Annotated in this window: 36 protein-coding genes; all 36 read left to right on the forward strand. The window is 67.3% G+C overall.

Going from position 1 to position 23,070, the window contains the following annotated elements; all coding sequences use genetic code 11:
• The first annotated feature begins 245 nt into the window (after positions 1-245).
• The 36 genes from rpsJ to glmM all read left to right on the forward strand — a co-directional run bounded on the left by rpsJ (position 246) and on the right by glmM (position 23,068).
• Complete coding sequence (gene rpsJ, locus AB0D01_RS28430; RefSeq protein WP_003948644.1) at positions 246-554, forward strand: 30S ribosomal protein S10; 309 nt, start codon at positions 246-248, stop codon at positions 552-554.
• An 18-nt stretch (positions 555-572) separates the two neighbouring features.
• Positions 573-1,217 carry a 50S ribosomal protein L3 gene (gene rplC, locus AB0D01_RS28435; RefSeq protein ID WP_069921521.1) on the forward strand — a complete coding sequence of 215 codons (645 nt, stop codon included), beginning with the start codon at positions 573-575 and terminating at the stop codon, positions 1,215-1,217.
• A gap of 4 nt (positions 1,218-1,221) precedes the next feature.
• Positions 1,222-1,872, forward strand: coding sequence for a 50S ribosomal protein L4 (gene rplD, locus AB0D01_RS28440; protein ID WP_249767355.1), 651 nt, complete (start codon positions 1,222-1,224; stop codon positions 1,870-1,872).
• A complete protein-coding gene (gene rplW / locus AB0D01_RS28445) occupies positions 1,872-2,195 on the forward strand; it encodes a 50S ribosomal protein L23 (protein WP_007265901.1) in 324 nt (107 codons plus the stop codon). Before rplD ends, rplW begins: the two co-directional genes overlap by 1 nt.
• 39 nt (positions 2,196-2,234) lie before the next feature.
• Positions 2,235-3,071: a 50S ribosomal protein L2 gene (gene rplB, locus AB0D01_RS28450; protein ID WP_363060137.1), complete on the forward strand. Its 837-nt coding sequence runs from the start codon at positions 2,235-2,237 to the stop codon at positions 3,069-3,071.
• Between the two features lie 12 nt (positions 3,072-3,083).
• The gene (gene rpsS, locus AB0D01_RS28455; RefSeq protein WP_249767356.1) at positions 3,084-3,365 is read left to right on the forward strand and encodes a 30S ribosomal protein S19; all 282 of its coding nucleotides are present in this window, start codon (positions 3,084-3,086) and stop codon (positions 3,363-3,365) included.
• 43 nt (positions 3,366-3,408) lie between these two features.
• Positions 3,409-3,756: a 50S ribosomal protein L22 gene (rplV, locus tag AB0D01_RS28460; protein WP_007265904.1), complete on the forward strand. Its 348-nt coding sequence runs from the start codon at positions 3,409-3,411 to the stop codon at positions 3,754-3,756.
• Positions 3,756-4,595 (forward strand): 30S ribosomal protein S3, encoded by an 840-nt coding sequence (gene rpsC, locus AB0D01_RS28465; RefSeq protein WP_363060139.1) that lies wholly within the window; start codon positions 3,756-3,758, stop codon positions 4,593-4,595. The genes rplV and rpsC overlap by 1 nt, the downstream gene beginning before the upstream one ends.
• A 5-nt stretch (positions 4,596-4,600) precedes the next feature.
• A complete protein-coding gene (gene rplP / locus AB0D01_RS28470; protein ID WP_030653642.1) occupies positions 4,601-5,020 on the forward strand; it encodes a 50S ribosomal protein L16 in 420 nt (139 codons plus the stop codon).
• Positions 5,020-5,244 (forward strand): 50S ribosomal protein L29, encoded by a 225-nt coding sequence (gene rpmC / locus AB0D01_RS28475; RefSeq protein ID WP_079429299.1) that lies wholly within the window; start codon positions 5,020-5,022, stop codon positions 5,242-5,244. The genes rplP and rpmC overlap by 1 nt, the downstream gene beginning before the upstream one ends.
• The gene (gene rpsQ / locus AB0D01_RS28480; RefSeq protein WP_008739702.1) at positions 5,244-5,528 is read left to right on the forward strand and encodes a 30S ribosomal protein S17; all 285 of its coding nucleotides are present in this window, start codon (positions 5,244-5,246) and stop codon (positions 5,526-5,528) included. The genes rpmC and rpsQ overlap by 1 nt, the downstream gene beginning before the upstream one ends.
• A 107-nt stretch (positions 5,529-5,635) precedes the next feature.
• A complete protein-coding gene (gene rplN, locus AB0D01_RS28485; protein WP_003956455.1) occupies positions 5,636-6,004 on the forward strand; it encodes a 50S ribosomal protein L14 in 369 nt (122 codons plus the stop codon).
• Between the two features lie 2 nt (positions 6,005-6,006).
• Positions 6,007-6,318: a 50S ribosomal protein L24 gene (gene rplX / locus AB0D01_RS28490; protein ID WP_363060142.1), complete on the forward strand. Its 312-nt coding sequence runs from the start codon at positions 6,007-6,009 to the stop codon at positions 6,316-6,318.
• Entirely contained in the window at positions 6,318-6,869 is a 552-nt protein-coding gene (rplE, locus tag AB0D01_RS28495; RefSeq protein WP_249767359.1) for a 50S ribosomal protein L5, read from the forward strand. The genes rplX and rplE overlap by 1 nt, the downstream gene beginning before the upstream one ends.
• Before the next feature lie 5 nt (positions 6,870-6,874).
• On the forward strand, positions 6,875-7,060 hold the full coding sequence (locus AB0D01_RS28500) for a type Z 30S ribosomal protein S14 (RefSeq protein ID WP_003956452.1): 186 nt from the start codon (positions 6,875-6,877) through the stop codon (positions 7,058-7,060).
• A gap of 220 nt (positions 7,061-7,280) precedes the next feature.
• The gene (rpsH, locus tag AB0D01_RS28505) at positions 7,281-7,679 is read left to right on the forward strand and encodes a 30S ribosomal protein S8 (RefSeq protein ID WP_008739698.1); all 399 of its coding nucleotides are present in this window, start codon (positions 7,281-7,283) and stop codon (positions 7,677-7,679) included.
• 20 nt (positions 7,680-7,699) lie between these two features.
• Positions 7,700-8,239 carry a 50S ribosomal protein L6 gene (gene rplF, locus AB0D01_RS28510; protein ID WP_363060145.1) on the forward strand — a complete coding sequence of 180 codons (540 nt, stop codon included), beginning with the start codon at positions 7,700-7,702 and terminating at the stop codon, positions 8,237-8,239.
• 2 nt (positions 8,240-8,241) lie between these two features.
• Positions 8,242-8,625, forward strand: a complete 384-nt coding sequence (gene rplR / locus AB0D01_RS28515; protein WP_007265913.1) for a 50S ribosomal protein L18 — start codon at positions 8,242-8,244, stop codon at positions 8,623-8,625.
• Between the two features lie 45 nt (positions 8,626-8,670).
• Positions 8,671-9,273 carry a 30S ribosomal protein S5 gene (gene rpsE, locus AB0D01_RS28520; protein WP_249767360.1) on the forward strand — a complete coding sequence of 201 codons (603 nt, stop codon included), beginning with the start codon at positions 8,671-8,673 and terminating at the stop codon, positions 9,271-9,273.
• Positions 9,273-9,455 (forward strand): 50S ribosomal protein L30, encoded by a 183-nt coding sequence (rpmD, locus tag AB0D01_RS28525; RefSeq protein WP_005313525.1) that lies wholly within the window; start codon positions 9,273-9,275, stop codon positions 9,453-9,455. Before rpsE ends, rpmD begins: the two co-directional genes overlap by 1 nt.
• A gap of 2 nt (positions 9,456-9,457) precedes the next feature.
• Positions 9,458-9,913 carry a 50S ribosomal protein L15 gene (gene rplO / locus AB0D01_RS28530; protein WP_053682613.1) on the forward strand — a complete coding sequence of 152 codons (456 nt, stop codon included), beginning with the start codon at positions 9,458-9,460 and terminating at the stop codon, positions 9,911-9,913.
• Positions 9,914-10,101: 188 nt separating this feature from the next.
• Positions 10,102-11,415: a preprotein translocase subunit SecY gene (gene secY / locus AB0D01_RS28535; RefSeq protein WP_363060148.1), complete on the forward strand. Its 1,314-nt coding sequence runs from the start codon at positions 10,102-10,104 to the stop codon at positions 11,413-11,415.
• On the forward strand, positions 11,415-12,062 hold the full coding sequence (locus AB0D01_RS28540) for an adenylate kinase (protein ID WP_363060150.1): 648 nt from the start codon (positions 11,415-11,417) through the stop codon (positions 12,060-12,062). The genes secY and AB0D01_RS28540 overlap by 1 nt, the downstream gene beginning before the upstream one ends.
• 101 nt (positions 12,063-12,163) lie before the next feature.
• Positions 12,164-13,015, forward strand: a complete 852-nt coding sequence (gene map / locus AB0D01_RS28545; RefSeq protein ID WP_363060152.1) for a type I methionyl aminopeptidase — start codon at positions 12,164-12,166, stop codon at positions 13,013-13,015.
• A 128-nt stretch (positions 13,016-13,143) separates the two neighbouring features.
• Complete coding sequence (gene infA / locus AB0D01_RS28550) at positions 13,144-13,365, forward strand: translation initiation factor IF-1 (RefSeq protein WP_003956442.1); 222 nt, start codon at positions 13,144-13,146, stop codon at positions 13,363-13,365.
• A gap of 61 nt (positions 13,366-13,426) precedes the next feature.
• Entirely contained in the window at positions 13,427-13,540 is a 114-nt protein-coding gene (gene rpmJ, locus AB0D01_RS28555; RefSeq protein WP_003956441.1) for a 50S ribosomal protein L36, read from the forward strand.
• 200 nt (positions 13,541-13,740) lie between these two features.
• Positions 13,741-14,121, forward strand: coding sequence for a 30S ribosomal protein S13 (rpsM, locus tag AB0D01_RS28560; protein ID WP_007265919.1), 381 nt, complete (start codon positions 13,741-13,743; stop codon positions 14,119-14,121).
• 54 nt (positions 14,122-14,175) lie between these two features.
• Positions 14,176-14,580, forward strand: coding sequence for a 30S ribosomal protein S11 (gene rpsK / locus AB0D01_RS28565; RefSeq protein ID WP_003956432.1), 405 nt, complete (start codon positions 14,176-14,178; stop codon positions 14,578-14,580).
• 146 nt (positions 14,581-14,726) lie between these two features.
• Positions 14,727-15,749 (forward strand): DNA-directed RNA polymerase subunit alpha, encoded by a 1,023-nt coding sequence (locus AB0D01_RS28570; protein WP_007265920.1) that lies wholly within the window; start codon positions 14,727-14,729, stop codon positions 15,747-15,749.
• Between the two features lie 92 nt (positions 15,750-15,841).
• The gene (gene rplQ / locus AB0D01_RS28575) at positions 15,842-16,318 is read left to right on the forward strand and encodes a 50S ribosomal protein L17 (RefSeq protein WP_007265921.1); all 477 of its coding nucleotides are present in this window, start codon (positions 15,842-15,844) and stop codon (positions 16,316-16,318) included.
• A 103-nt stretch (positions 16,319-16,421) separates the two neighbouring features.
• Entirely contained in the window at positions 16,422-17,285 is an 864-nt protein-coding gene (truA, locus tag AB0D01_RS28580) for a tRNA pseudouridine(38-40) synthase TruA (RefSeq protein WP_363060154.1), read from the forward strand.
• A 94-nt stretch (positions 17,286-17,379) separates the two neighbouring features.
• Positions 17,380-19,008 (forward strand): ATP-binding cassette domain-containing protein, encoded by a 1,629-nt coding sequence (locus AB0D01_RS28585; RefSeq protein ID WP_363060156.1) that lies wholly within the window; start codon positions 17,380-17,382, stop codon positions 19,006-19,008.
• A gap of 38 nt (positions 19,009-19,046) precedes the next feature.
• On the forward strand, positions 19,047-20,330 hold the full coding sequence (locus AB0D01_RS28590; protein WP_363060158.1) for a glycosyltransferase family 87 protein: 1,284 nt from the start codon (positions 19,047-19,049) through the stop codon (positions 20,328-20,330).
• Positions 20,331-20,572: 242 nt separating this feature from the next.
• A complete protein-coding gene (gene rplM / locus AB0D01_RS28595) occupies positions 20,573-21,016 on the forward strand; it encodes a 50S ribosomal protein L13 (protein WP_363060160.1) in 444 nt (147 codons plus the stop codon).
• Positions 21,017-21,058: 42 nt separating this feature from the next.
• Positions 21,059-21,574 (forward strand): 30S ribosomal protein S9, encoded by a 516-nt coding sequence (gene rpsI, locus AB0D01_RS28600; RefSeq protein ID WP_363060162.1) that lies wholly within the window; start codon positions 21,059-21,061, stop codon positions 21,572-21,574.
• A gap of 135 nt (positions 21,575-21,709) precedes the next feature.
• Positions 21,710-23,068 carry a phosphoglucosamine mutase gene (gene glmM, locus AB0D01_RS28605; RefSeq protein ID WP_363060164.1) on the forward strand — a complete coding sequence of 453 codons (1,359 nt, stop codon included), beginning with the start codon at positions 21,710-21,712 and terminating at the stop codon, positions 23,066-23,068.
• Positions 23,069-23,070 lie beyond the last annotated feature (2 nt).

Consider the following 23,070-nt stretch of genomic DNA (forward strand, 5'->3'; position numbering starts at 1 on the left):
CGGACGTACGGGAATCTTCTGGGAAGTGTCAGCACGGTGCCAACCAGGCACTCGGTGGGTGTTTCTCCCCCGAAGCGCGGTCAGGACCGCATCCCCTTGGACGAGGGAATTTCCGTATGGGAATTTTCTGTAGAGGGAGTGCGACACGCCCGACCGCGTGGGTCGGAGAGAAGCCGCGGAACCCCGTTCCGCAGCCTCCCGGGAGCCAGAGCGTTTCCACACAGAGACAGGACTACGGAGTAGCCATGGCGGGACAGAAGATCCGCATCCGGCTCAAGGCCTACGACCACGAGGTCATCGACTCCTCGGCGAAGAAGATCGTCGAGACGGTGACCCGCACTGGTGCGTCGGTCGCGGGCCCGGTGCCGCTGCCCACTGAGAAGAACGTGTACTGCGTCATCAAGTCGCCGCACAAGTACAAGGACTCGCGCGAGCACTTCGAGATGCGCACCCACAAGCGCCTGATCGACATCCTCGACCCGACGCCGAAGACCGTTGACTCCCTGATGCGACTCGACCTCCCGGCCGGTGTCGACATCGAGATCAAGCTCTAAGGGCCGGTGATCTGAGAGATGGCTAAGCAGATCAAGGGCATCCTGGGCGAGAAGCTCGGCATGACGCAGGTGTGGGACGAGAACAACCGTGTTGTTCCCGTCACCGTCGTCAAGGCCGGTCCGAACGTCGTGACCCAGGTCCGTACCAACGACATCGACGGCTACGAGTCGGTCCAGATCGCCTTCGGCGAGATCGACCCGCGCAAGGTGAACAAGCCCCTCAAGGGCCACTTCGCCAAGGCCGACGTGACCCCCCGCCGCCACCTGGTGGAGCTCCGCACCTCCGACGCCAGCGAGTACACGCTCGGCCAGGAGATCACTGCTGAGGTGTTCGAGTCCGGCGTCAAGGTCGACGTCACGGGCAACAGCAAGGGCAAGGGCTTCGCCGGTGTCATGAAGCGGCACAACTTCCGGGGCCTCGGCGCCGGTCACGGTGTGCAGCGCAAGCACCGCTCCCCCGGTTCGATCGGTGGCTGCGCCACCCCTGGGCGTGTCTTCAAGGGCATGCGCATGGCCGGTCGCATGGGTAACGAGCGCGTCACCACCCAGAACCTGACCATCCACGCGGTTGACGCGGAGAAGGGTCTGCTGCTCATCAAGGGCGCGGTCCCCGGTCCGAACGGCGGCCTCGTCCTGGTCCGTACCGCGGCCAAGGGGGCTTGAGGTAATGAGCACCATTGACATCCTTTCGCCGGCAGGCGACAAGGCCGGTACCGTCGAGCTCCCCGCGGAGATCTTCGACGCGAAGACCAGCGTTCCGCTGATCCACCAGGTCGTCGTCGCCCAGCTGGCAGCTGCCCGTCAGGGCACGCACAAGACCAAGACCCGTGGCGAAGTCCGTGGTGGTGGCCGCAAGCCGTACCGCCAGAAGGGCACCGGCCGCGCCCGTCAGGGTTCGACCCGCGCTCCGCAGTTCGCCGGCGGTGGCGTCGTCCACGGCCCGCAGCCGCGTGACTACTCGCAGCGGACCCCGAAGAAGATGAAGGCCGCCGCCCTCCGCGGTGCCCTCTCGGACCGTGCGCGTCACTCCCGCATCCACGTCGTCACCGGCGTGGTCGAGGGTGCCGCCTCCACGAAGGCCGCGAAGACGCTGTTCGGCAAGATCTCGGAGCGCAAGAACCTGCTCCTGGTCGTCGACCGCTCCGAAGAGGCCGCGTGGCTGTCCGCCCGCAACCTGCCCCAGGTTCACATCCTGGAGCCGGGCCAGCTGAACACGTACGACGTGATCGTCTCTGACGACGTGGTCTTCACCCAGGCCGCTTTCGAGTCCTTCGTGTCTGGCCCCAAGGCCGTTGAGACCGAAGGGAACGAGGCCTGATGTCTGAGGCGACCGTTACCAGCAAGACCTTCACCGACCCGCGCGACCTGCTGATCAAGCCGGTCGTCTCGGAGAAGAGCTACGCGCTGCTGGACGAGAACAAGTACACGTTCATCGTCGCGCCCGGCGCCAACAAGACCCAGATCAAGCAGGCCGTCGAGGCGGTCTTCTCGGTCAAGGTCACCGGGGTCAACACGATCAACCGTCAGGGTAAGCGCAAGCGCACCAAGACCGGTTTCGGCAAGCGCGCCAACACCAAGCGCGCCATCGTGACCCTTGCCGAGGGCAACCGTATCGACATCTTCGGCGGCCAGGCCTCCTAACGGAGGTCTAGTCGTCCGGAATCGGACGAGGACTGAGAAATGGGTATCCGCAAGTACAAGCCGACGACCCCGGGCCGTCGTGGCTCCAGCGTCGCCGACTTTGTCGAGATCACGCGGTCCACGCCGGAGAAGTCGCTGGTCCGCCCCCTGCACAGCAAGGGCGGCCGTAACAACACCGGTCGTGTGACCGTTCGCCACCAGGGCGGTGGCCACAAGCGCGCCTACCGCGTGATCGACTTCCGTCGTCACGACAAGGACGGCGTGCCGGCCAAGGTCGCGCACATCGAGTACGACCCCAACCGCACCGCGCGCATCGCGCTCCTGCACTACGCGGACGGCGAGAAGCGCTACATCATCGCGCCGAAGGCTCTGAAGCAGGGCGACCGGATTGAGAACGGCCCCACGGCCGACATCAAGCCCGGTAACAACCTCGCGCTCCGTAACATCCCGGTCGGTACCACGATCCACGCGATCGAGCTCCGTCCCGGTGGTGGCGCCAAGTTCGCCCGCTCCGCGGGTGCCTCCGTGCAGCTGCTGGCGAAGGAGGGCACCATGGCCCACCTTCGTATGCCGTCCGGTGAGATCCGTCTCGTCGACGCGCGCTGCCGCGCCACGGTCGGCGAGGTCGGCAACGCCGAGCAGTCGAACATCAACTGGGGCAAGGCCGGCCGCATGCGCTGGAAGGGCGTTCGCCCGACCGTCCGCGGTGTCGCGATGAACCCGGTTGACCACCCGCACGGTGGTGGTGAGGGCAAGACCAGCGGTGGTCGCCACCCGGTCTCCCCGTGGGGTCAGAAGGAGGGTCGTACTCGCTCGCCGAAGAAGGCTTCGAGCAAGTACATCGTCCGCCGCCGCAAGACGAACAAGAAGCGCTAGGAGCGGGTTTAGATGCCGCGCAGTCTCAAGAAGGGACCCTTCGTCGACGACCACCTCGTGAAGAAGGTGGACGCTCAGAACGAAGCTGGTACCAAGAACGTCATCAAGACCTGGTCCCGTCGCTCGATGATCATCCCGGCGATGCTGGGTCACACCATCGCGGTGCACAACGGCAAGACGCACGTCCCGGTGTTCGTCACCGAGTCGATGGTCGGCCACAAGCTCGGCGAGTTCTCGCCGACTCGCACCTTCCGCGGCCACGTCAAGGACGACCGGAAGTCGAAGCGCCGCTAAAGGCGGGGTGGTTACGACTATGACTTACACCGAAGGGACAACCATGGAAGCCAGGGCCCAGGCGCGGTACATCCGCGTCACGCCCATGAAGGCCCGCCGCGTGGTGGACCTTATCCGTGGCATGGATGCCACGGAGGCTCAGGCGGTCCTGCGTTTCGCCCCGCAGGCCGCGAGCGTGCCGGTCGGCAAGGTGCTGGACAGCGCCATTGCCAACGCCGCACACAACTACAACCACCCGGACGCCTCCACGCTGGTCATCAGCGAGGCGTACGTGGACGAGGGCCCGACCCTGAAGCGGTTCCGTCCGCGTGCCCAGGGCCGTGCCTACCGGATCCGCAAGCGGACCAGCCACATCACCGTGGTCGTCAGCAGCAAGGAAGGTTCCCGGTAATGGGCCAGAAGGTAAACCCGCACGGGTTCCGGCTCGGCATCACCACGGACTTCAAGTCCCGTTGGTACGCCGACAAGCTGTACAAGGACTACGTCAAGGAAGACGTCGCCATCCGTCGGATGATGACGTCCGGCATGGAGCGCGCCGGCATCTCGAAGGTTGAGATCGAGCGCACCCGTGACCGCGTGCGTGTGGACATCCACACCGCTCGTCCCGGCATCGTCATCGGCCGCCGTGGCGCCGAGGCCGACCGCATCCGCGGTGACCTCGAGAAGCTCACGGGCAAGCAGGTCCAGCTGAACATCCTCGAGGTCAAGAACCCCGAGCTCGACGCTCAGCTCGTTGCCCAGGCCGTTGCCGAGCAGCTCTCCTCCCGCGTCTCCTTCCGTCGTGCCATGCGCAAGAGCATGCAGGGCACCATGAAGGCCGGCGCCAAGGGCATCAAGATCCAGTGTGGCGGTCGCCTCGGCGGCGCCGAGATGTCCCGCTCCGAGTTCTACCGCGAGGGTCGTGTGCCGCTGCACACGCTGCGCGCGAACGTGGACTACGGCTTCTTCGAGGCCAAGACCACCTTCGGCCGTATCGGTGTGAAGGTCTGGATCTACAAGGGCGACGTCAAGAACATCGCCGAGGTTCGCGCCGAGAACGCTGCGGCCCGTGCGGGTAACCGCCCGGCCCGTGGTGCCGGCGCTGGCGACCGTCCCGCCGGCCGTGGTGGCCGTGGTGGCGAGCGCGGCGGCCGTGGTGGCCGCAAGCCGCAGCAGGCTGCTGGTGTCGAGGCCCCCAAGGCCGAGGCTCCCGCCGCCGCTCCGGCCGAGAGCACCGGAACGGAGGCCTGACCGACATGCTGATCCCTCGTAGGGTCAAGCACCGCAAGCAGCACCACCCGAAGCGCCGCGGTATGGCCAAGGGCGGTACTGAGGTCTCGTTCGGCGAGTACGGCATCCAGGCGCTCACCCCCGCCTACGTGACGAACCGCCAGATCGAGGCGGCTCGTATCGCGATGACCCGCCACATCAAGCGTGGCGGCAAGGTCTGGATCAACATCTACCCGGACCGCCCGCTGACGAAGAAGCCCGCCGAGACCCGCATGGGTTCCGGTAAGGGTTCCCCCGAGTGGTGGATCGCGAACGTGCACCCGGGCCGGGTCATGTTCGAGCTGTCCTACCCGAACGAAAAGATTGCGCGTGAGGCCCTCACTCGTGCGGCCCACAAGCTGCCGATGAAGTGCCGGATCGTCAAGCGCGAGGCAGGTGAGTCGTGATGGCGACGGGAACCAAGGCGTCCGAGCTCCGCGAGCTCGGCAACGAGGAGCTCGTTGCCAAGCTGCGCGAGGCCAAGGAGGAGCTGTTCAAGCTCCGTTTCCAGGCGGCCACCGGCCAGCTGGAGAACAACGGCCGGCTCAAGTCCGTCCGTAAGGACATCGCTCGCATCTACACCCTGATGCACGAGCGTGAGCTCGGTATCGAGACGGTGGAGAGCGCCTGATGAGCGAGAAGAACGTGACCGAGACCACTGAGCAGCGCGGTTTCCGCAAGACCCGTGAGGGTCTGGTCGTCAGCGACAAGATGGACAAGACCGTCGTCGTCGCCGTCGAGGACCGCGTCAAGCACGCGCTGTACGGCAAGGTCATCCGCCGTACGAACAAGCTCAAGGCTCACGACGAGCAGAACGCTGCCGGCGTCGGCGACCGCGTCCTCATCATGGAGACGCGTCCGCTGTCGGCGAGCAAGCGCTGGCGCATCGTCGAGATCCTCGAGAAGGCCAAGTAATCACTTGAAGGGGTAACCCTTCGAGTTCGTTCCGCCAGGCTCGGTCGGGGCTCCGCTGTCCGCAGTGAAGCCCCGGCCGGGAACCGGCAGACAAACAGGAGATAGACGTGATCCAGCAGGAGTCGCGACTGCGTGTCGCCGACAACACTGGTGCCAAGGAGATCCTTTGCATCCGTGTTCTCGGTGGCTCCGGTCGCCGCTACGCGGGCATCGGTGACGTCATCGTCGCCACCGTCAAGGACGCGATCCCCGGCGGCAACGTGAAGAAGGGTGACGTCGTCAAGGCGGTCATCGTTCGCACCGTCAAGGAGCGCCGCCGCCAGGACGGCTCGTACATCCGCTTCGACGAGAACGCCGCCGTCATTCTGAAGAACGACGGCGACCCTCGCGGCACCCGTATCTTCGGCCCCGTCGGCCGTGAGCTGCGCGAGAAGAAGTTCATGAAGATCATCTCGCTCGCGCCGGAGGTGCTGTAAGCATGAAGATCAAGAAGGGCGACCTGGTCCAGGTCATCACCGGTAAGGACAAGGGCAAGCAGGGCAAGGTCATCGCGGCCATGCCCAGCGAGAACCGCGTCCTGGTCGAGGGTGTCAACCGGGTCAAGAAGCACACCAAGGCCGCGCAGAACCAGGCCGGTGGCATCGTCATCACCGAGGCCCCGGTCCACGTGAGCAACGTGCAGCTGGTCGTGGAGAAGGACGGCAAGAAGGTCGTCACCCGCGTCGGTTTCCGCTTCGACGACGAAGGCAACAAGATCCGCGTTGCCAAGCGCACGGGTGAGGACATCTGATGGCTACCACTCCGCGTCTGAAGACGAAGTACCGCGAGGAGATCGCGGGCAAGCTGCGTGAGGAGTTCTCCTACGAGAACGTCATGCAGATCCCCGGCCTCGTCAAGATCGTCGTGAACATGGGTGTCGGCGACGCCGCCCGTGACTCGAAGCTGATCGACGGCGCCATCCGCGACCTGACGACGATCACCGGTCAGAAGCCGGCCGTCACGAAGGCCCGCAAGTCCATCGCGCAGTTCAAGCTGCGCGAGGGTCAGCCGATCGGCTGCCACGTCACCCTCCGTGGTGACCGCATGTGGGAGTTCCTGGACCGTACGCTGTCGCTCGCGCTGCCGCGTATCCGTGACTTCCGCGGTCTGTCGCCGAAGCAGTTCGACGGCCGTGGCAACTACACCTTCGGTCTCACGGAGCAGGTCATGTTCCACGAGATCGACCAGGACAAGATCGACCGTACCCGGGGTATGGACATCACCGTGGTCACCACGGCGACCAACGACGACGAGGGCCGCGCGCTCCTTCGTCACCTCGGCTTCCCCTTCAAGGAGGCGTAAGCGAGATGGCGAAGAAGGCTCTCATCGCGAAGGCTGCCCGCAAGCCCAAGTTCGGTGTGCGTGCGTACACCCGCTGCCAGCGCTGCGGTCGTCCCCACTCCGTGTACCGCAAGTTCGGCCTCTGCCGCGTGTGCCTCCGTGAGATGGCTCACCGTGGCGAGCTGCCGGGCGTGACCAAGAGCTCCTGGTAATCCCCTCACCCTTTGGGTGTTGAGGTTTTCCAGACGCTCTCGGTAAGCATCAGGTCGGCGGACCGCCCTGCCCGCATGCCGTAGGCTTGTGGGGTTGGGCGTCCGCCGCCCTATCGACTTACTACGCCGTAGGTCCCCGTGCCGCACCCGTCCCGCCACTGAGTGGGGAGAGGGATGGCGCATACAGGAAACCCCGGCGAGAGAGGCCGAAGGCCACTTCATGACCATGACTGACCCGATCGCAGACATGCTCACGCGTCTGCGTAACGCTAACTCGGCGTACCACGACTCCGTCGTGATGCCGCACAGCAAGATCAAGTCGCACATCGCGGAGATCCTCAAGCAGGAGGGTTTCATCACCGGCTGGAAGGTCGAGGACGCCGAGGTCGGCAAGAACCTCGTCCTCGAGCTGAAGTTCGGGCCGAACCGTGAGCGCTCCATCGCGGGCATCAAGCGGATCTCGAAGCCCGGTCTGCGCGTGTACGCGAAGTCCACCAACCTGCCGAAGGTCCTCGGTGGCCTGGGCGTGGCGATCATCTCCACGTCGCACGGTCTCCTGACCGGTCAGCAGGCAGGCAAGAAGGGCGTAGGTGGGGAAGTCCTCGCCTACGTCTGGTAGTCGGGAACGGAGGAAAAGCAATGTCGCGAATCGGCAAGCTCCCCATCCAGGTTCCCGCCGGTGTGGACGTCACCATCGACGGCCAGACGGTCGCGGTGAAGGGCCCCAAGGGTTCCCTCACGCACACCGTCAAGGCGCCGATCGAGATCGTCAAGGGTGAGGACGGCGTTCTGAACGTCACCCGCCCGAACGACGAGCGTCAGAACAAGGCCCTGCACGGCCTGTCCCGCACGCTGGTGGCGAACATGATCACCGGTGTGACCACGGGGTACGTCAAGGCTCTCGAGATCAGCGGTGTCGGTTACCGCGTGGCCGCGAAGGGCTCCGACCTGGAGTTCCAGCTCGGCTACAGCCACCCGATCCTGATCGAGGCGCCCGAGGGCATCTCGTTCAAGGTCGAGTCCCCGACCAAGTTCTCGGTCGAGGGCATCGACAAGCAGAAGGTCGGCGAGGTCGCCGCCAACATCCGCAAGCTGCGGAAGCCCGACCCGTACAAGGCCAAGGGTGTCAAGTACGCCGGCGAGGTCATCCGCCGCAAGGTCGGAAAGGCTGGTAAGTAGCCATGGCATACGGTGTGAAGATCGCCAAGGGCGACGCGTACAAGCGCGCTGCCAAGGCTCGCCGCCACATCCGCATCCGCAAGAACGTCTCGGGTACGGCGGAGCGTCCGCGCCTCGTCGTGACGCGTTCGAACCGCAACATCGTTGCTCAGGTCATCGACGACCTCAAGGGTCACACCCTTGCGTCGGCGTCGACCCTGGACGCTTCGATCCGCGGTGGCGAAGGCGACAAGAGCTCGCAGGCCCAGGCTGTCGGCGCGCTCGTCGCCGAGCGTGCCAAGGCCGCGGGTGTCGAGACCGTCGTGTTCGACCGCGGTGGCAACCGATACGCCGGGCGCATTGCCGCTCTGGCTGACGCCGCCCGCGAAGCCGGGCTGAAGTTCTAAGCCCCGGTTCCGGGACTCACGGACGTAACAGAGAGAGGTAATCCAATGGCTGGACCCCAGCGCCGCGGAAGCGGTGCCGGTGGCGGCGAGCGGCGGGACCGGAAGGGTCGCGACGGTGGCGCTGCCGCCGAGAAGACCGCTTACGTTGAGCGCGTTGTCGCGATCAACCGTGTCGCCAAGGTTGTCAAGGGTGGTCGTCGCTTCAGCTTCACCGCGCTCGTCGTGGTGGGTGACGGTGACGGCACCGTAGGTGTCGGTTACGGCAAGGCCAAGGAAGTTCCCGCGGCCATCGCCAAGGGCGTCGAGGAAGCCAAGAAGAACTTCTTCAAGGTTCCCCGCATCCAGGGCACCATCCCGCACCCGATCCAGGGCGAGAAGGCGGCCGGCGTTGTCCTGCTGAAGCCTGCTTCCCCCGGTACCGGTGTTATCGCCGGTGGCCCGGTGCGCGCCGTTCTGGAGTGCGCCGGCGTTCACGACATCCTGTCGAAGTCGCTCGGCTCCGACAACGCGATCAACATCGTGCACGCGACCGTGGAGGCCCTCAAGGGTCTGCAGCGCCCCGAGGAGATCGCGGCTCGCCGTGGTCTGGCCCTCGAGGACGTCGCCCCCGCGGCTCTCCTTCGTGCGCGCGCTGGGGCGGGTGTCTGATGGCCCGCCTCAAGATCACGCAGACGAAGTCGTACATCGGCAGCAAGCAGAACCACCGCGACACGCTGCGTTCGCTCGGGCTCAAGCGCCTGAACGACGTCGTCGTCAAGGAGGACCGCCCCGAGTTCCGCGGAATGGTGCACACCGTCCGCCACCTCGTGACGGTTGAGGAGGTTGACTAATCATGGCTGAGAACAGCCCGCTGAAGGCCCACAACCTCCGTCCCGCCCCCGGCGCCAAGACCGCGAAGACCCGTGTCGGTCGTGGTGAGGCGTCGAAGGGTAAGACGGCCGGTCGTGGTACGAAGGGCCAGAAGGCCCGCTACCAGATCCCGCAGCGCTTCGAGGGTGGGCAGATGCCCCTCCACATGCGCCTGCCGAAGCTCAAGGGCTTCAAGAACCCGTTCCGCACCGAGTTCCAGGTCGTGAACCTGGACAAGCTCGGCGCTCTCTACCCCGAGGGTGGAGAGGTCACGGTGGCCGACCTGGTCGCCAAGGGCGCGGTTCGCAAGAACAGCCTCGTCAAGGTCCTGGGCCAGGGCGAGATCTCCGTGGCGCTGCAGGTTTCGGTTGACGCCGTCTCCGGCTCCGCCAAGGAGAAGATCGCCGCTGCCGGCGGCACCGTCACCGAGCTCGTCTAAGACGAAACTCAGTGACAAATAGCTAGAAACCCGACCGGGGATGCCTCACATATGGGGCATCCCCGGTTGGTCGTTCCACGGGGGGCGCAGTCGCCGGTAAGGTGGCCTGCACCTTTGCTCGTACGTTATTCGTCGATCCCTCAGACCGTCACCTCTGACGCAGTAGCGCGGGGGTCGCAGGAGGCACCGTGCTCACCGCGTTCGCCCGGGCGTTCAAGACGCCCGACCTGCGCAAGAAGCTGCTCTTCACGCTCGGCATCATCGTGCTGTTCCGGCTCGGGTCCCACATCCCGGTACCCGGCGTGAGCTACAAGAACGTTCAGATCTGTGTGGACCAGATGGGGAGCAGCAACAGCCTCTTCGGTCTCGTCAACATGTTCAGCGGCGGTGCGCTGCTGCAGATCACGATCTTCGCGCTCGGCATCATGCCGTACATCACGGCGAGCATCATCCTGCAGCTGCTGACCGTGGTCATCCCGAAGCTGGAGACCCTCAAGAAAGAGGGACAGTCCGGCACGGCGAAGATCACTCAGTACACGCGCTATCTGACGGTCGCGCTCGCGATCCTTCAGGGCACCGGCCTGGTCGCCACCGCGCGCACCGGCGCCCTGTTCGGCACCTGCCCCGTCGCTCGCGAGATCGTCCCGAACCAGTCGATCTTCACTACGGTCGTCATGGTGCTCACCATGACCGCCGGCACCTGTGTCGTGATGTGGCTCGGTGAGCTCATCACCGACCGCGGCATCGGCAACGGCATGTCGATCCTGATGTTCATCTCGATCGCCGCCGGCTTCGTCGGCGCTCTGTGGCAGATCAAGCTCCAGGGCAAGATCGCTGATGGCTGGGTCGAGTTCGGCGTGGTCATGCTCGTCGGTCTCGCGATGGTGGGTCTGGTGGTCTTCGTCGAGCAGGCGCAGCGTCGGATCCCGGTCCAGTACGCGAAGCGCATGATCGGCCGCCGCGCCTACGGCGGTACGTCCACCTACATCCCGCTCAAGGTGAACCAGGCGGGCATCATCCCCGTCATCTTCGCCTCGTCGCTGCTCTACATCCCGGCACTGGTCGTGCAGTTCAGCGGGTCGACCGCGGGCTGGGCCACCTGGATCCAGAAGCACTTCGTCAAGGGCGACCACCCGTACTACATCGCGGTCTACTTCCTCCTGATCGTCTTCTTCGCGTTCTTCTACGTGGCGATCTCGTTCAACCCCGAGGAAGTTGCCGACAACATGAAGAAGTATGGTGGGTTCATCCCGGGCATCCGCGCCGGCCGGCCCACCGCCGAGTACCTGAGCTACGTACTCAACCGGATCACCTGGCCGGGGTCGCTGTACCTGGGTCTCATCGCTCTTGTGCCGACGATGGCGTTGGCAGGCTTCGGAGCGAACCAGAACTTCCCGTTCGGCGGGACGAGCATCCTCATCATCGTGGGTGTGGGTCTGGAAACCGTGAAGCAGATCGAGAGCCAGCTCCAGCAGCGCAACTACGAAGGGTTCCTCCGCTGATGCGAATCGTCCTCGTCGGACCCCCCGGTGCGGGCAAGGGAACGCAGGCCGCGTTCCTTGCCAAGAACCTGTCGATCCCGCACATCTCCACGGGCGACCTCTTCCGCGCCAACATCAGCCAGAACACGGAGCTGGGCCTGCGCGCGAAGGGGTTCATGGACGCGGGTGAGCTCGTCCCCGACGAGATCACCATCGGCATGGCCAAGGACCGCATGGAGCAGCCGGACGCCGTGAACGGCTTCCTGCTCGACGGCTTCCCGCGCAACGTGTCCCAGGCCGAGGCCCTCGACGCGATGCTCCAGTCGTCCAACATGAAGCTGGACGCGGTCCTCGACCTGGAGGTCGAGGAGGACGAGGTCGTCAAGCGCATCGCCGGTCGCCGGATCTGCCGCAAGGACTCCTCGCACGTCTTCCACGTCACGTACGCGGCGCCGAAGACCGAGGGTGTCTGCGACACCTGTGGCGGCGAGCTGTACCAGCGCGACGACGACTCCGAGGCGACGGTCCGCAACCGGCTGGAGGTCTACCACACGCAGACCGAGCCGATCATCGACTACTACAAGGCCCAGGGCCTGCTGGTGACGATCGCGGCCCTCGGCGAGGTGCACGAGATCACCAAGCGGGCGATGGACGCCCTGAAGAAGTAGTCCCCCCGTTGTGCAGGTACGGCCGCGGTGTCCTTCGGGCGCCGCGGCCGTACTGTTGAGAAGCTCAGAACACGCAGAACCGAAGGTGGAAGGCACTCTCCATGGTCCAGATCAAGACCCCCGAGCAGATCGCGAAGATGCGCGAGGCGGGGCTGGTCGTCGCGGCGATCCACGCGGCGACCCGTGAGGCGGCCGTTCCGGGCGCCACGACGCGGGATCTGGACATGGTGGCCCGCAAGGTCATCGCGGACGCCGGCGCCAAGTCGAACTTCCTCGGCTACGGCGGTTTCCCCGCGACGATCTGCACCTCGGTGAACGAGGTCGTCGTCCACGGCATCCCGGACGACAAGACGGTCCTCAAGGACGGCGACATCATCTCGGTGGACGCCGGCGCCATCGTGGACGGCTGGCACGGTGACGCCGCCTTCACGGCCTTCGTGGGCACCGGTCACGCACCGGAGCTGGTCGAGCTCTCCCGGGTGACCGAGGAGTCGATGTGGGCCGGTATCGCGGCCATGCGGCTCGGCAACCGTCTGGTGGACATCTCGAAGGCGATCGAGTCGTACATCAAGCGCCAGCCGCGCCCCTCGACCGGTGCGCACAGCCTCGGCAAGTTCGGGATCATCGAGGACTACGGCGGCCACGGCATCGGTTCCGAGATGCACATGGACCCGCACCTGCTGAACTACGTCTCGCGCAAGCGGGGCAAGGGCGTCAAGCTGGTCCCGGGCCTGTGCCTGGCGATCGAGCCCATGGTGTCCCTCGGAACCGCCCAGACGGAGGTATTGGCGGACGACTGGACCGTCATCACCACCGACGGCACCTGGTCCTCGCACTGGGAGCACTCGGTCGCCCTGACCGAGGCCGGTCCCATCGTCCTGACCAGCCCGGACTGCGGCAAGGCGAAGCTGGCGGAGTACGGCGTGACCACCGCGCCGGACCCCCTCGGTTAATGATCTAGACTCTGGGGCAAACTTTCCGGATTCGTCTTTCTGGGTGCCCTGACGTAGACTGACTCGTCGGCTCACGTGCATTTCCATGCCTGTGCGCCGATCAAGGTAGCCGATTCGAAAGGCGAAGCGTGGCCAAGAAGCAAGGTGCCATCGAGATCGAGGGCACCGTGATCGAGTCCCTCCCGAACGCCATGTTCAAGGTGGAACTCCAGAACGGTCACAAGGTCCTCGCGCACATCAGCGGCAAGATGCGCATGCACTACATCCGCATCCTCCCTGACGACCGGGTCGTGGTGGAGCTCTCTCCCTACGACCTGACGCGTGGCCGGATCGTCTACCGATACAAGTAGATCTTGCCCCCGCATCCCGCTCCCGCGGGGTGGTGGCACTGACCCGGAGAACCTCACCAACATGAAGGTCAAGCCGAGCGTCAAGAAGATCTGCGACAAGTGCAAGGTGATCCGCCGTCACGGTCGGGTCATGGTCATCTGCGACAACCTGCGCCACAAGCAGCGCCAGGGCTGACGCACGCCGACCGACCTGCCTTACGCAGTTCTTCGCGCGACGTAAGAAAACGTACATACGCAGAACCCGCCCAGCCCTGAGAGGGGCCGGCGGCACCTCCGGCGGGGGCCGGGGACCCGGACGTACCATCACCCGACTCGGGTGGTCGGCGGTCGGGGCCGGTTCTGTGGAAGACCCCCGAATCACACAGGAGCCATTGAATGGCACGCGTTTCCGGTGTTGACATCCCGCGCGAAAAGCGTGTGGAGATCGCACTCACCTACGTCTTCGGTATCGGGCGCACCCGGTCCAAGGAGATCCTCGCCTCCACCGGCGTGAACCCGAACACCCGCGTTCGTGACCTGGCCGAAGAGGACCTGGTCAAGATCCGCGAGTACGTGGACGCCAACCTCCGTACCGAGGGTGACCTCCGCCGCGAGATCCAGGGCGACATCCGCCGCAAGATCGAGATCCAGTGCTACCAGGGCATCCGCCACCGTCGTGGCCTGCCGGTGCACGGTCAGCGCACGAGCACCAACGCGCGTACCCGCAAGGGCCCGCGTCGCGCGATCGCCGGTAAGAAGAAGCCGGGCAAGAAGTAGTCCTGTTCAGCGGTCTTGCGCTGTAGGACCGACCACCTCCCGTAGGAGTAAGAGATGCCCCCCAAGGGTCGTCAGGGCGCTGCCAAGAAGGTGCGCCGCAAGGAAAAGAAGAACGTCGCTCACGGGCACGCCCACATCAAGAGCACGTTCAACAACACCATCGTTTCGATCACGGACCCGTCCGGCAACGTGATCTCCTGGGCCTCCGCCGGCCACGTCGGCTTCAAGGGCTCGCGCAAGTCCACCCCCTTCGCCGCGCAGATGGCCGCCGAGTCGGCCGCCCGTCGCGCGCAGGAGCACGGCATGCGCAAGGTCGACGTCTTCGTCAAGGGTCCCGGCTCCGGCCGTGAGACCGCGATCCGCTCCCTCCAGGCCACCGGCCTCGAGGTCGGCTCGATCCAGGACGTCACCCCCACCCCGCACAACGGCTGCCGCCCCCCGAAGCGGAGGCGCGTCTGACCTCAGGTGCGTTACGCATCTGTGGTTGATGTGGGACTCCGGGCGACACGCCTCCGCAAGGCGGCGTGTCGCCCGTACCCTTGCTGTACCTGGCTTTACCCGTCGGGCGTCAAATAGTGGGCGTCCACGAATGAAGGAACACAGACATGCTTATCGCTCAGCGTCCTTCGCTGACCGAAGAGGTCGTCGACGAGTACCGCTCGCGGTTCGTGATCGAGCCGCTTGAGCCGGGCTTCGGCTACACCCTCGGCAACTCCCTGCGCCGTACCCTCCTGTCCTCCATCCCGGGTGCCGCTGTCACCAGCATCCGCGTGGACGGCGTCCTGCACGAGTTCACCACCGTGCCGGGCGTCAAGGAAGACGTCACGGACATCATCCTCAACATCAAGCAGCTGGTCGTCTCCTCGGAGCACGACGAGCCGGTCGTGATGTACCTGCGCAAGCAGGGTCCCGGCCTGGTCACCGCTGCCGACATCGCGCCCCCGGCCGGTGTCGAGGTGCACAACCCGGACCTGGTCCTCGCCACGCTCAACGGCAAGGGCAAGCTGGAGATGGAGCTGACCGTCGAGCGCGGTCGCGGCTACGTCTCCGCCGTCCAGAACAAGCAGCTGGGCCAGGAGATCGGCCGCATCCCGGTCGACTCCATCTACAGCCCGGTCCTCAAGGTCACCTACAAGGTCGAGGCGACCCGAGTCGAGCAGCGCACCGACTTCGACAAGCTCATCGTCGACGTCGAGACCAAGCAGGCCATGCGCCCGCGCGACGCCATGGCGTCCGCCGGCAAGACCCTGGTCGAGCTGTTCGGCCTGGCCCGCGAGCTCAACATCGACGCCGAGGGCATCGACATGGGCCCGTCCCCCACGGACGCCGCCCTGGCCGCCGACCTGGCGCTGCCGATCGAGGAGCTGGAGCTCACCGTTCGGTCGTACAACTGCCTCAAGCGCGAGGGCATCCACTCCGTGGGTGAGCTCGTCGCCCGCTCCGAGGCCGACCTGCTCGACATCCGCAACTTCGGTGCGAAGTCGATCGACGAGGTCAAGGCGAAGCTGGCCGGCATGGGCCTGGCCCTCAAGGACAGCCCGCCCGGATTCGACCCGACCGCCGCCGCCGACGCCTTCGGCGCCGACGACGACGCGGACGCCGGTTTCGTCGAGACCGAGCAGTACTAAGCAGCACCCGTAGATCTTTCCCGCGGCGTCCGCCTCGGGGGAACTGACACCGGTACCTGACACGGCCGGTGCAGATATGAAGGAGTAACACCATGCCGCGTCCCGCAAAGGGTGCCCGTCTGGGCGGTTCCGCCGCGCACGAGAAGCACCTCCTCGCGAACCTCGCGAAGGCGCTCTTCGAGCACGGCCGGATCACCACCACCGAGGCCAAGGCCCGCCGCCTGCGTCCCTACGCCGAGCGTCTGGTCACCAAGGCCAAGAAGGGCGACATCCACAACCGTCGCCTGGTGCTGCAGACGATCACGGACAAGAGCATCGTGCACACGCTGTTCACCGAGATCGCCCCGCGCTACGAGAACCGCCCCGGTGGTTACACGCGCATCACCAAGATCGGCAACCGTCGTGGCGACAACGCCCCGATGGCCGTGATCGAGCTGGTCGAGGCCCTTACGGTCGCCCAGCAGGCCACCGGTGAGGCCGAGGCCGCCACCAAGCGCGCGGTCAAGGAGGCGGAGGCCAAGGCCGAGGCCACCGAGACCGAGGCCGTCGAGGAGACCAAGGAGGCCTGATCCCGTTCCGGGATCGAGCTTGCTTGATCGGCTCTGAACGGGCCCGCCCCTTCCGGGGGGCGGGCCCGTTCTGCATTGCTGTGCTTCTGAGAGGATCGGTCACGTGAGTGACGAGGTGGAGCCCGGGCACGTCCGGGTACGGCTGGACCTGAGCTACGACGGCAAGGACTTCTCCGGCTGGGCGAAGCAGCGCACGCTGCGGACCGTCCAGGGCGAGCTGGAGAGCGCCCTCCAGACCGTGATGCGGCTGAAGGAGCCCGTCGACCTGACCGTGGCCGGACGCACCGACGCGGGCGTGCACGCGCGCGGCCAGGTCGCCCAGTTCGACCTGGCCGAGGAGGTGTGGGCCGAACACCACGACAAGCTGCTGCGCCGCCTCGCGGGCCGGCTGCCGCACGACGTACGGGTGTGGAAGGTCGCCGAGGCCCCCGAGGGCTTCAACGCCCGCTTCTCGGCCATCTGGCGCCGCTACGCCTACCGCGTCGGCGACCACCAGGCCGGCGTCGACCCGCTGCGCCGCGGCCACGTGCTGTGGCACCAGTGGCCCCTGGACGTGGACGCCATGAACCGGGCCTCCGCGGCCCTGCTGGGCGAGCACGACTTCGCCGCGTACTGCAAGAGGCGCGAGGGCGCCACGACGATCCGCACGCTCCAGGAGCTGAGCTGGGAGCGCGGGGCCGACGGCGTCGTCACCGCCACCGTCCGGGCCGACGCCTTCTGCCACAACATGGTCCGCTCGCTCGTCGGGGCCCTGCTGCACGTGGGCGACGGGCACCGGCCCGTCGAATGGCCCGGCGCCGTGCTGGCCGCCGCCGTACGGGACTCCTCCGTCCACGTCGTGAAGCCCCACGGGCTCACCCTGGAGGAGGTCGGCTACCCGGCGGACGAGCTGCTGGCCGCCCGCAGCAAGGAGGCGCGGAACCTGCGCACCCTGCCCGGGGCCGGCGGGGGCTGCGCGGGCTGCTGAGCCCGGCGCGGGCGCGTCCCTCCGCCCCGGCGCGCCCCGGCCCGCCCCCGTCGCGGGGCAATCCATTTGGGCGGCGCCGTGGCGGCCCCGCACAATGCGGGACATGGGACATCTCGAAGCGAGTCATCTGGAGTACTACCTTCCCGACGGGCGGGTCCTGCTCCCCGACGTCTCCTTCCGGGTGGGGGAGGGGGCCGTCGTCGCCCTGGTCGGGGCGAACGGGGCCGGCAAGACCACCCTGCTCAAGCTGATCTCCGGTGAGCTCCAGCCGCACGGCGGCGGCGTCACCATCAGCGGCGGCCTCGGCGTGATGTCGCAGTTCGTGGGCTCCGTGCGGGACGAGACGACCGTACGGGACCTGCTGGTCTCGGTCGCCCAGCCGCGGATCCGGGAGGCCGCGAAGGCCGTGGACCGGGCCGAGCGGCTGATCCTGACCGTCGACGACGAGGCCGCGCAGATGGCGTACGCGCAGGCGCTCAGCGACTGGGCCGACGTCCAGGGTTACGAGGCGGAGACCCTGTGGGACGTCTGCACGATGGCCGCGCTGGACATCCCGTACGACTCCGCGCAGTTCCGCGAGGTGCGGACGCTGTCGGGCGGTGAGCAGAAGCGGCTCGTGCTGGAGGCGCTGCTGCGCGGTCCGGACGAGGTGCTGCTGCTGGACGAGCCGGACAACTACCTGGACGTCCCCGGCAAGCGGTGGCTGGAGGAGCAGCTGCGGGCCACGCGCAAGACGGTGCTGTTCGTCTCGCACGACCGGGAGCTGCTGACCCAGGCCGCCGAGAAGATCATCAGCCTGGAGGCGAGCCCGACCGGCTCCGACGTGTGGGTGCACGGGGCGGGCTTCGCCACCTACCACGACGCCCGCAAGGAGCGCTTCGCGCGCTTCGAGGAGCTCAAGCGGCGTTGGGACGAGGAGCACGCCCGGCTGCGGGCCCTGGTGCTGCGGCTGCGCAACCAGGCGGCGTCCAGCCCCGACATGGCCTCGCGCTACCGGGCGATGCAGACGCGCTTCCAGAAGTTCGAGGAGGCGGGCCCGCCGCCCGAGCCGCCGCGCGAGCAGGACATCAAGATGCGGCTCAAGGGCGGCCGGACCGGTGTGCGGGCGCTGACCGTGGAGAACCTGGAACTCACGGGGCTGATGAAGCCGTTCTCCCTGGAGGTGTTCTACGGGGAGCGCGTCGCGGTCCTGGGCTCGAACGGCTCGGGCAAGTCGCACTTCCTGCGGTTGTTGGCGGGGGAGGACGTCCGGCACACGGGGCAGTGGAAGCTGGGCGCGCGGGTGCTGCCCGGGCACTTCGCGCAGACGCACGCCCATCCGGAGCTGTTCGGTCGCACCCTCGTCGACATCCTGTGGACGGAGGCGGCGAAGCCCCTGGGGCAGGCGATGGGCGCGCTGCGCCGCTACGAGCTGGAGCGGCAGGCGGAGCAGCCGTTCGAGAAGCTGTCGGGTGGTCAGCAGGCGCGTTTCCAGATCCTGTTGCTGGAGCTGGCCGGCACCACGGCGCTGCTGCTGGACGAGCCGACGGACAACCTCGACCTGGAGTCGGCGGAGGCCCTCCAGGACGGGCTGGAGGCGTACGAGGGCACGGTGCTGTGCGTGACGCACGACCGCTGGTTCGCGCGCACATTTGACCGCTATCTGGTCTTCGGTTCGGACGGTGTGGTGCGGGAGACTCAGGAGCCCGTCTGGGACGAGCGTCGGGTCGAGCGCAAGCGCTGAGGGGAATCTCCCCCTCGGCCGGTCGAGGGGGAGGCGTCGTGGGGCTGCGGCCTGGGATCCGGATCGCGAAGTGGGGCCGACCGCCCGCGCCCGACGGGTGGACGGCCTGGCTGACGCGGCCGGCGCCCCGGTCGTGGCGGCTGGTCTCGCTCGGGGTCCTGCTGTTCGTCTGCGTCTCGACGAGCCTGCGGGAGAACTGGGGATCGGACAACGCCTTCGTGGTGAAGGCGGCCGAGGCGCTGCTCGCCGGGGTCTCCCCGTACGAGGACAAGCGGTTCCTGTACCTGCCGAGCGCGGTGCTGATGGCGGTGCCGGAGGCGCTGGTGCCGCGGTCGGTGCTGCGGTGGTCGCTGCCGGTGGGGATGACGGGGCTGACGGCCCTGGGTTGGTGGGCGGCGCTCCGGTTGTTCGGGGTGCCGCCCACCTCGCGTTTCGCGGTGGGGGGCCTCGGGCTGCTGGCGCTCGCGTACAAGCCGTACGCGAACCTCGTGCTGATCGGGAACTGGACGGTGATCTCGGCGGCGGCCCTGCCGGTGGCGCTGTTGTTGGCGCACCGGCGGTCGTGGGGGGCCGCGGGGCTGGTGGTGGGGCTGGCGATCGCCTGCAAGCCGATGCTGGTGCCGATCGGGTTGCTGTTCGTGCTGGCCCGGCGGTGGCGGGGGCTGGCGGTGGCGGTGGCGGTGCCGCTCGGGTTGTCGCTGGTGGGGGCGCTGGTGATGCCGAGCCCGTCGCTGTTCTTCACCAAGACGCTGCCCTTCCTGCTCCAGGGGCAGGACGCGTACGCGTTGCCCTGGGACGCGTCGCCGATCGCGGTGCTGCCGCGGCTGGGGGTGCCGGAGCCGGTCGCGGTGGCGTTGGCGGGCGCGGGGGCGGCGGCCGGGCTGTGGGCGGCGTGGACGCGGTGGCGGCGTCCGGACGCGGAGGGCGAGGGCGGCGAGCTGAGGCTCGCGGAGACGGCGTGCATGGTGATGCTCGCCGCATTCCTGGTGTCGCGGCCCTCCTTCGACCACTACCTGCTGGTGGTGCTTCCGCTGCTGCTGGCGACGGGTGCTCGGGAGGGCTCGATGCCGCGTACGCCCTGGTTCTGGCTGGCCCTGGTGCCGCAGGCGGCGCTGGTCCCGTGGCCCTCGGAGCTGGCCCACAAACGGCGCGCCTTCAGGGACTGCGCGACCCTGTGCGGGCTGGCGGTTCTGCTGGCGCGTCGTGCGAGGGGCTCGGGGCGGGTTACTCTGGAGCCCGTAACAACTGCGGGGTCCCCACCCAGGACCGAACCGGAGTGCGCCGCGAAGCCGATTCGATCGGCATCGCGGACCGCGTTTTGACCCGTACGGGTCTGCTTGGGTATCCTGCTGGTTTGTTATGCGTATTGGCTTTCTCATTCTCACGTGAAAGGGCCTTACGCCGGTCCACCGGACCGATGACCAGCGGTTCACCGTTCACGAGGGTTGCGTCCCCGATGTGAACGAGGGCTGTCGTGATCGTCCGTGGTGACCCTGTCAGGACCCTTCCCCCGGGGCTCGCGCCCCATGGGATGACCCACCACTGAAGAAGCGAAGGCATACGCGTGCGTACGTACAGCCCCAAGCCCGGCGACATCTCGCGCCAGTGGCTCGTCATCGACGCCCAGGACGTCGTCCTCGGCCGTCTGGCGACCCAGGCCGCTGCCCTCCTGAAGGGCAAGCACAAGCCGACCTACGCCCCCCACATGGACATGGGTGACTTCGTCGTCATCATCAACGCCGACAAGGTGCACCTGTCCGGTAACAAGGCGTCCCAGAAGATGGCCTACCGCCACTCCGGCTTCCCGGGCGGTCTCCGCTCCGTGCGTTACGACGACCTCCTGGCGAACAACCCGGAGAAGGCCGTCGAGAAGGCCGTCAAGGGCATGCTCCCCAAGAACACCCTGGGCCGTCAGATGCTCTCGAAGCTGAAGGTCTACTCGGGCGACCAGCACCCCCACGCTGCCCAGCAGCCGGTGCCGTTCGAGATCACCCAGGTCGCGCAGTAGTTCCGGCCACCCCCTAAGACGTAGAAAATTCTGAGGAGCATCGTGGCCGAGACCACCGCCGAGACCCCCGTCGAAGAGTTCGAGGGCGTCGAGGAGTACACCACCGAGACCGAGGTCGTCGTCGAGGGCGACTACACCTCCGAGTCCCTTGCCGGTCGCTTCGGTGACCCCCAGCCGGCCGCCGGCCTGGGCCGTCGCAAGAACGCCATCGCCCGCGTCCGGATCGTTCCGGGCACCGGCAAGTGGAAGATCAACGGTCGCACCCTTGAGGACTACTTCCCCAACAAGGTGCACCAGCAGGAAGTCAACGAGCCCTTCAAGCTCCTGGAGCTCGACGGCCGCTACGACGTCATCGCCCGCATCTCGGGTGGCGGCGTCTCCGGCCAGGCCGGTGCCCTGCGCCTCGGTGTCGCCCGTGCGCTGAACGAGGCGGACGTGGACAACAACCGCCCGGCGCTGAAGAAGGCCGGCTTCCTCTCCCGCGACGACCGTGCGGTCGAGCGCAAGAAGGCCGGTCTCAAGAAGGCCCGTAAGGCTCCGCAGTACAGCAAGCGTTAATCTGCGCCTGCTGTTCTGCAACGAAACCGCCCCGGCAGCACTCTCTGTGCTGCCGGGGCGGTTCGTTTACCGCCATAAGCGGCAAATACCTGTCACAAGCGGTCACAAGCAAAGCGTGAGCTCGGGAGGACAACAGTGGGACGACTCTTCGGGACGGACGGTGTACGAGGCGTAGCCAACGCGGATCTGACGGCCGAGCTCGCGCTCGGCCTCTCCGTGGCGGCGGCGCACGTACTCGCCGAAGCGGGCACCTTCGCGGGCCACCGGCCCACGGCCGTGGTGGGCCGGGACCCCCGCGCGTCGGGCGAGTTCCTGGAGGCCGCGGTCGTCGCGGGCCTCGCCAGCGCCGGCGTGGACGTCCTGCGCGTCGGTGTGCTGCCCACCCCGGCGGTGGCGTATCTCACCGGTGCGCTGGGTGCCGACCTCGGCGTGATGCTGTCGGCCAGCCACAACGCCATGCCCGACAACGGCATCAAGTTCTTCGCGCGCGGCGGGCACAAGCTCGCCGACGAGCTGGAGGACCGCATCGAGTCCGTCTACGAGGAGCACCGCACGGGCGCTCCCTGGGACCGGCCCACCGGCTCCGGCGTCGGCCGCGTCTCCGACTACACCGAGGGCTTCGACAAGTACGTCGCGCACCTCATCGGCGTCCTCCCGAACCGTCTCGACGGCCTGAAGGTCGTCCTCGACGAGGCCCACGGCGCGGCCGTGTACGTCTCGCCCGAGGCCTTCACCCGCGCCGGCGCGGAGATCGTCACGATCGGCGCCGAGCCCGACGGGCTGAACATCAACGACGGCTGCGGCTCGACCCACCTGGACCTGCTGAAGCAGGCCGTGGTGGAGCACGGCGCGGCCTTCGGCATCGCGCACGACGGTGACGCCGACCGCTGCCTGGCGGTGGACCACACCGGCGCCGAGGTCGACGGCGACCAGATCCTCGCCGTGCTGGCGCTGGCCATGCGCGAGGCGGGCCAGCTGCGGGAGAACACCGTGGTCGGCACCGTCATGTCCAACCTGGGCTTCAAGCTGGCCATGGAGGGCGAGGGCATCCAGGTCGTGCAGACCGGTGTCGGCGACCGCTACGTGCTGGAGTCGATGAAGGAGCACGGCTACGCGCTCGGTGGCGAGCAGTCCGGCCACGTGATCATCCTCGACCACGCGACGACCGGCGACGGCACGCTGACCGGCCTGATGCTGGCGGCGCGCGTCGCGGCCACCGGCCGCACGCTGGCCGACCTGGCGGGGGTCATGGAGCGGCTGCCGCAGATCCTGATCAACGTCCCGGACGTGGACAAGTCCCGGGTCGCGACCTCGGGCGAGCTGGCGGCGGCGGTGGCCGACGCCGAGCGCGAGCTGGGCTCCACCGGCCGGGTGCTGTTGCGCCCGTCCGGTACGGAGCCGCTCGTACGGGTGATGGTGGAGGCCGCGGACATCGAGCAGGCCCGCGCGGTCGCCGGCCGGCTGGCCGACGTGGTGAAGTCCGCGCTGGGCTAGCG

It is taken from the genome of Streptomyces sp. NPDC048606, assembly GCF_040650855.1.
Classification (GTDB): domain Bacteria; phylum Actinomycetota; class Actinomycetes; order Streptomycetales; family Streptomycetaceae; genus Streptomyces.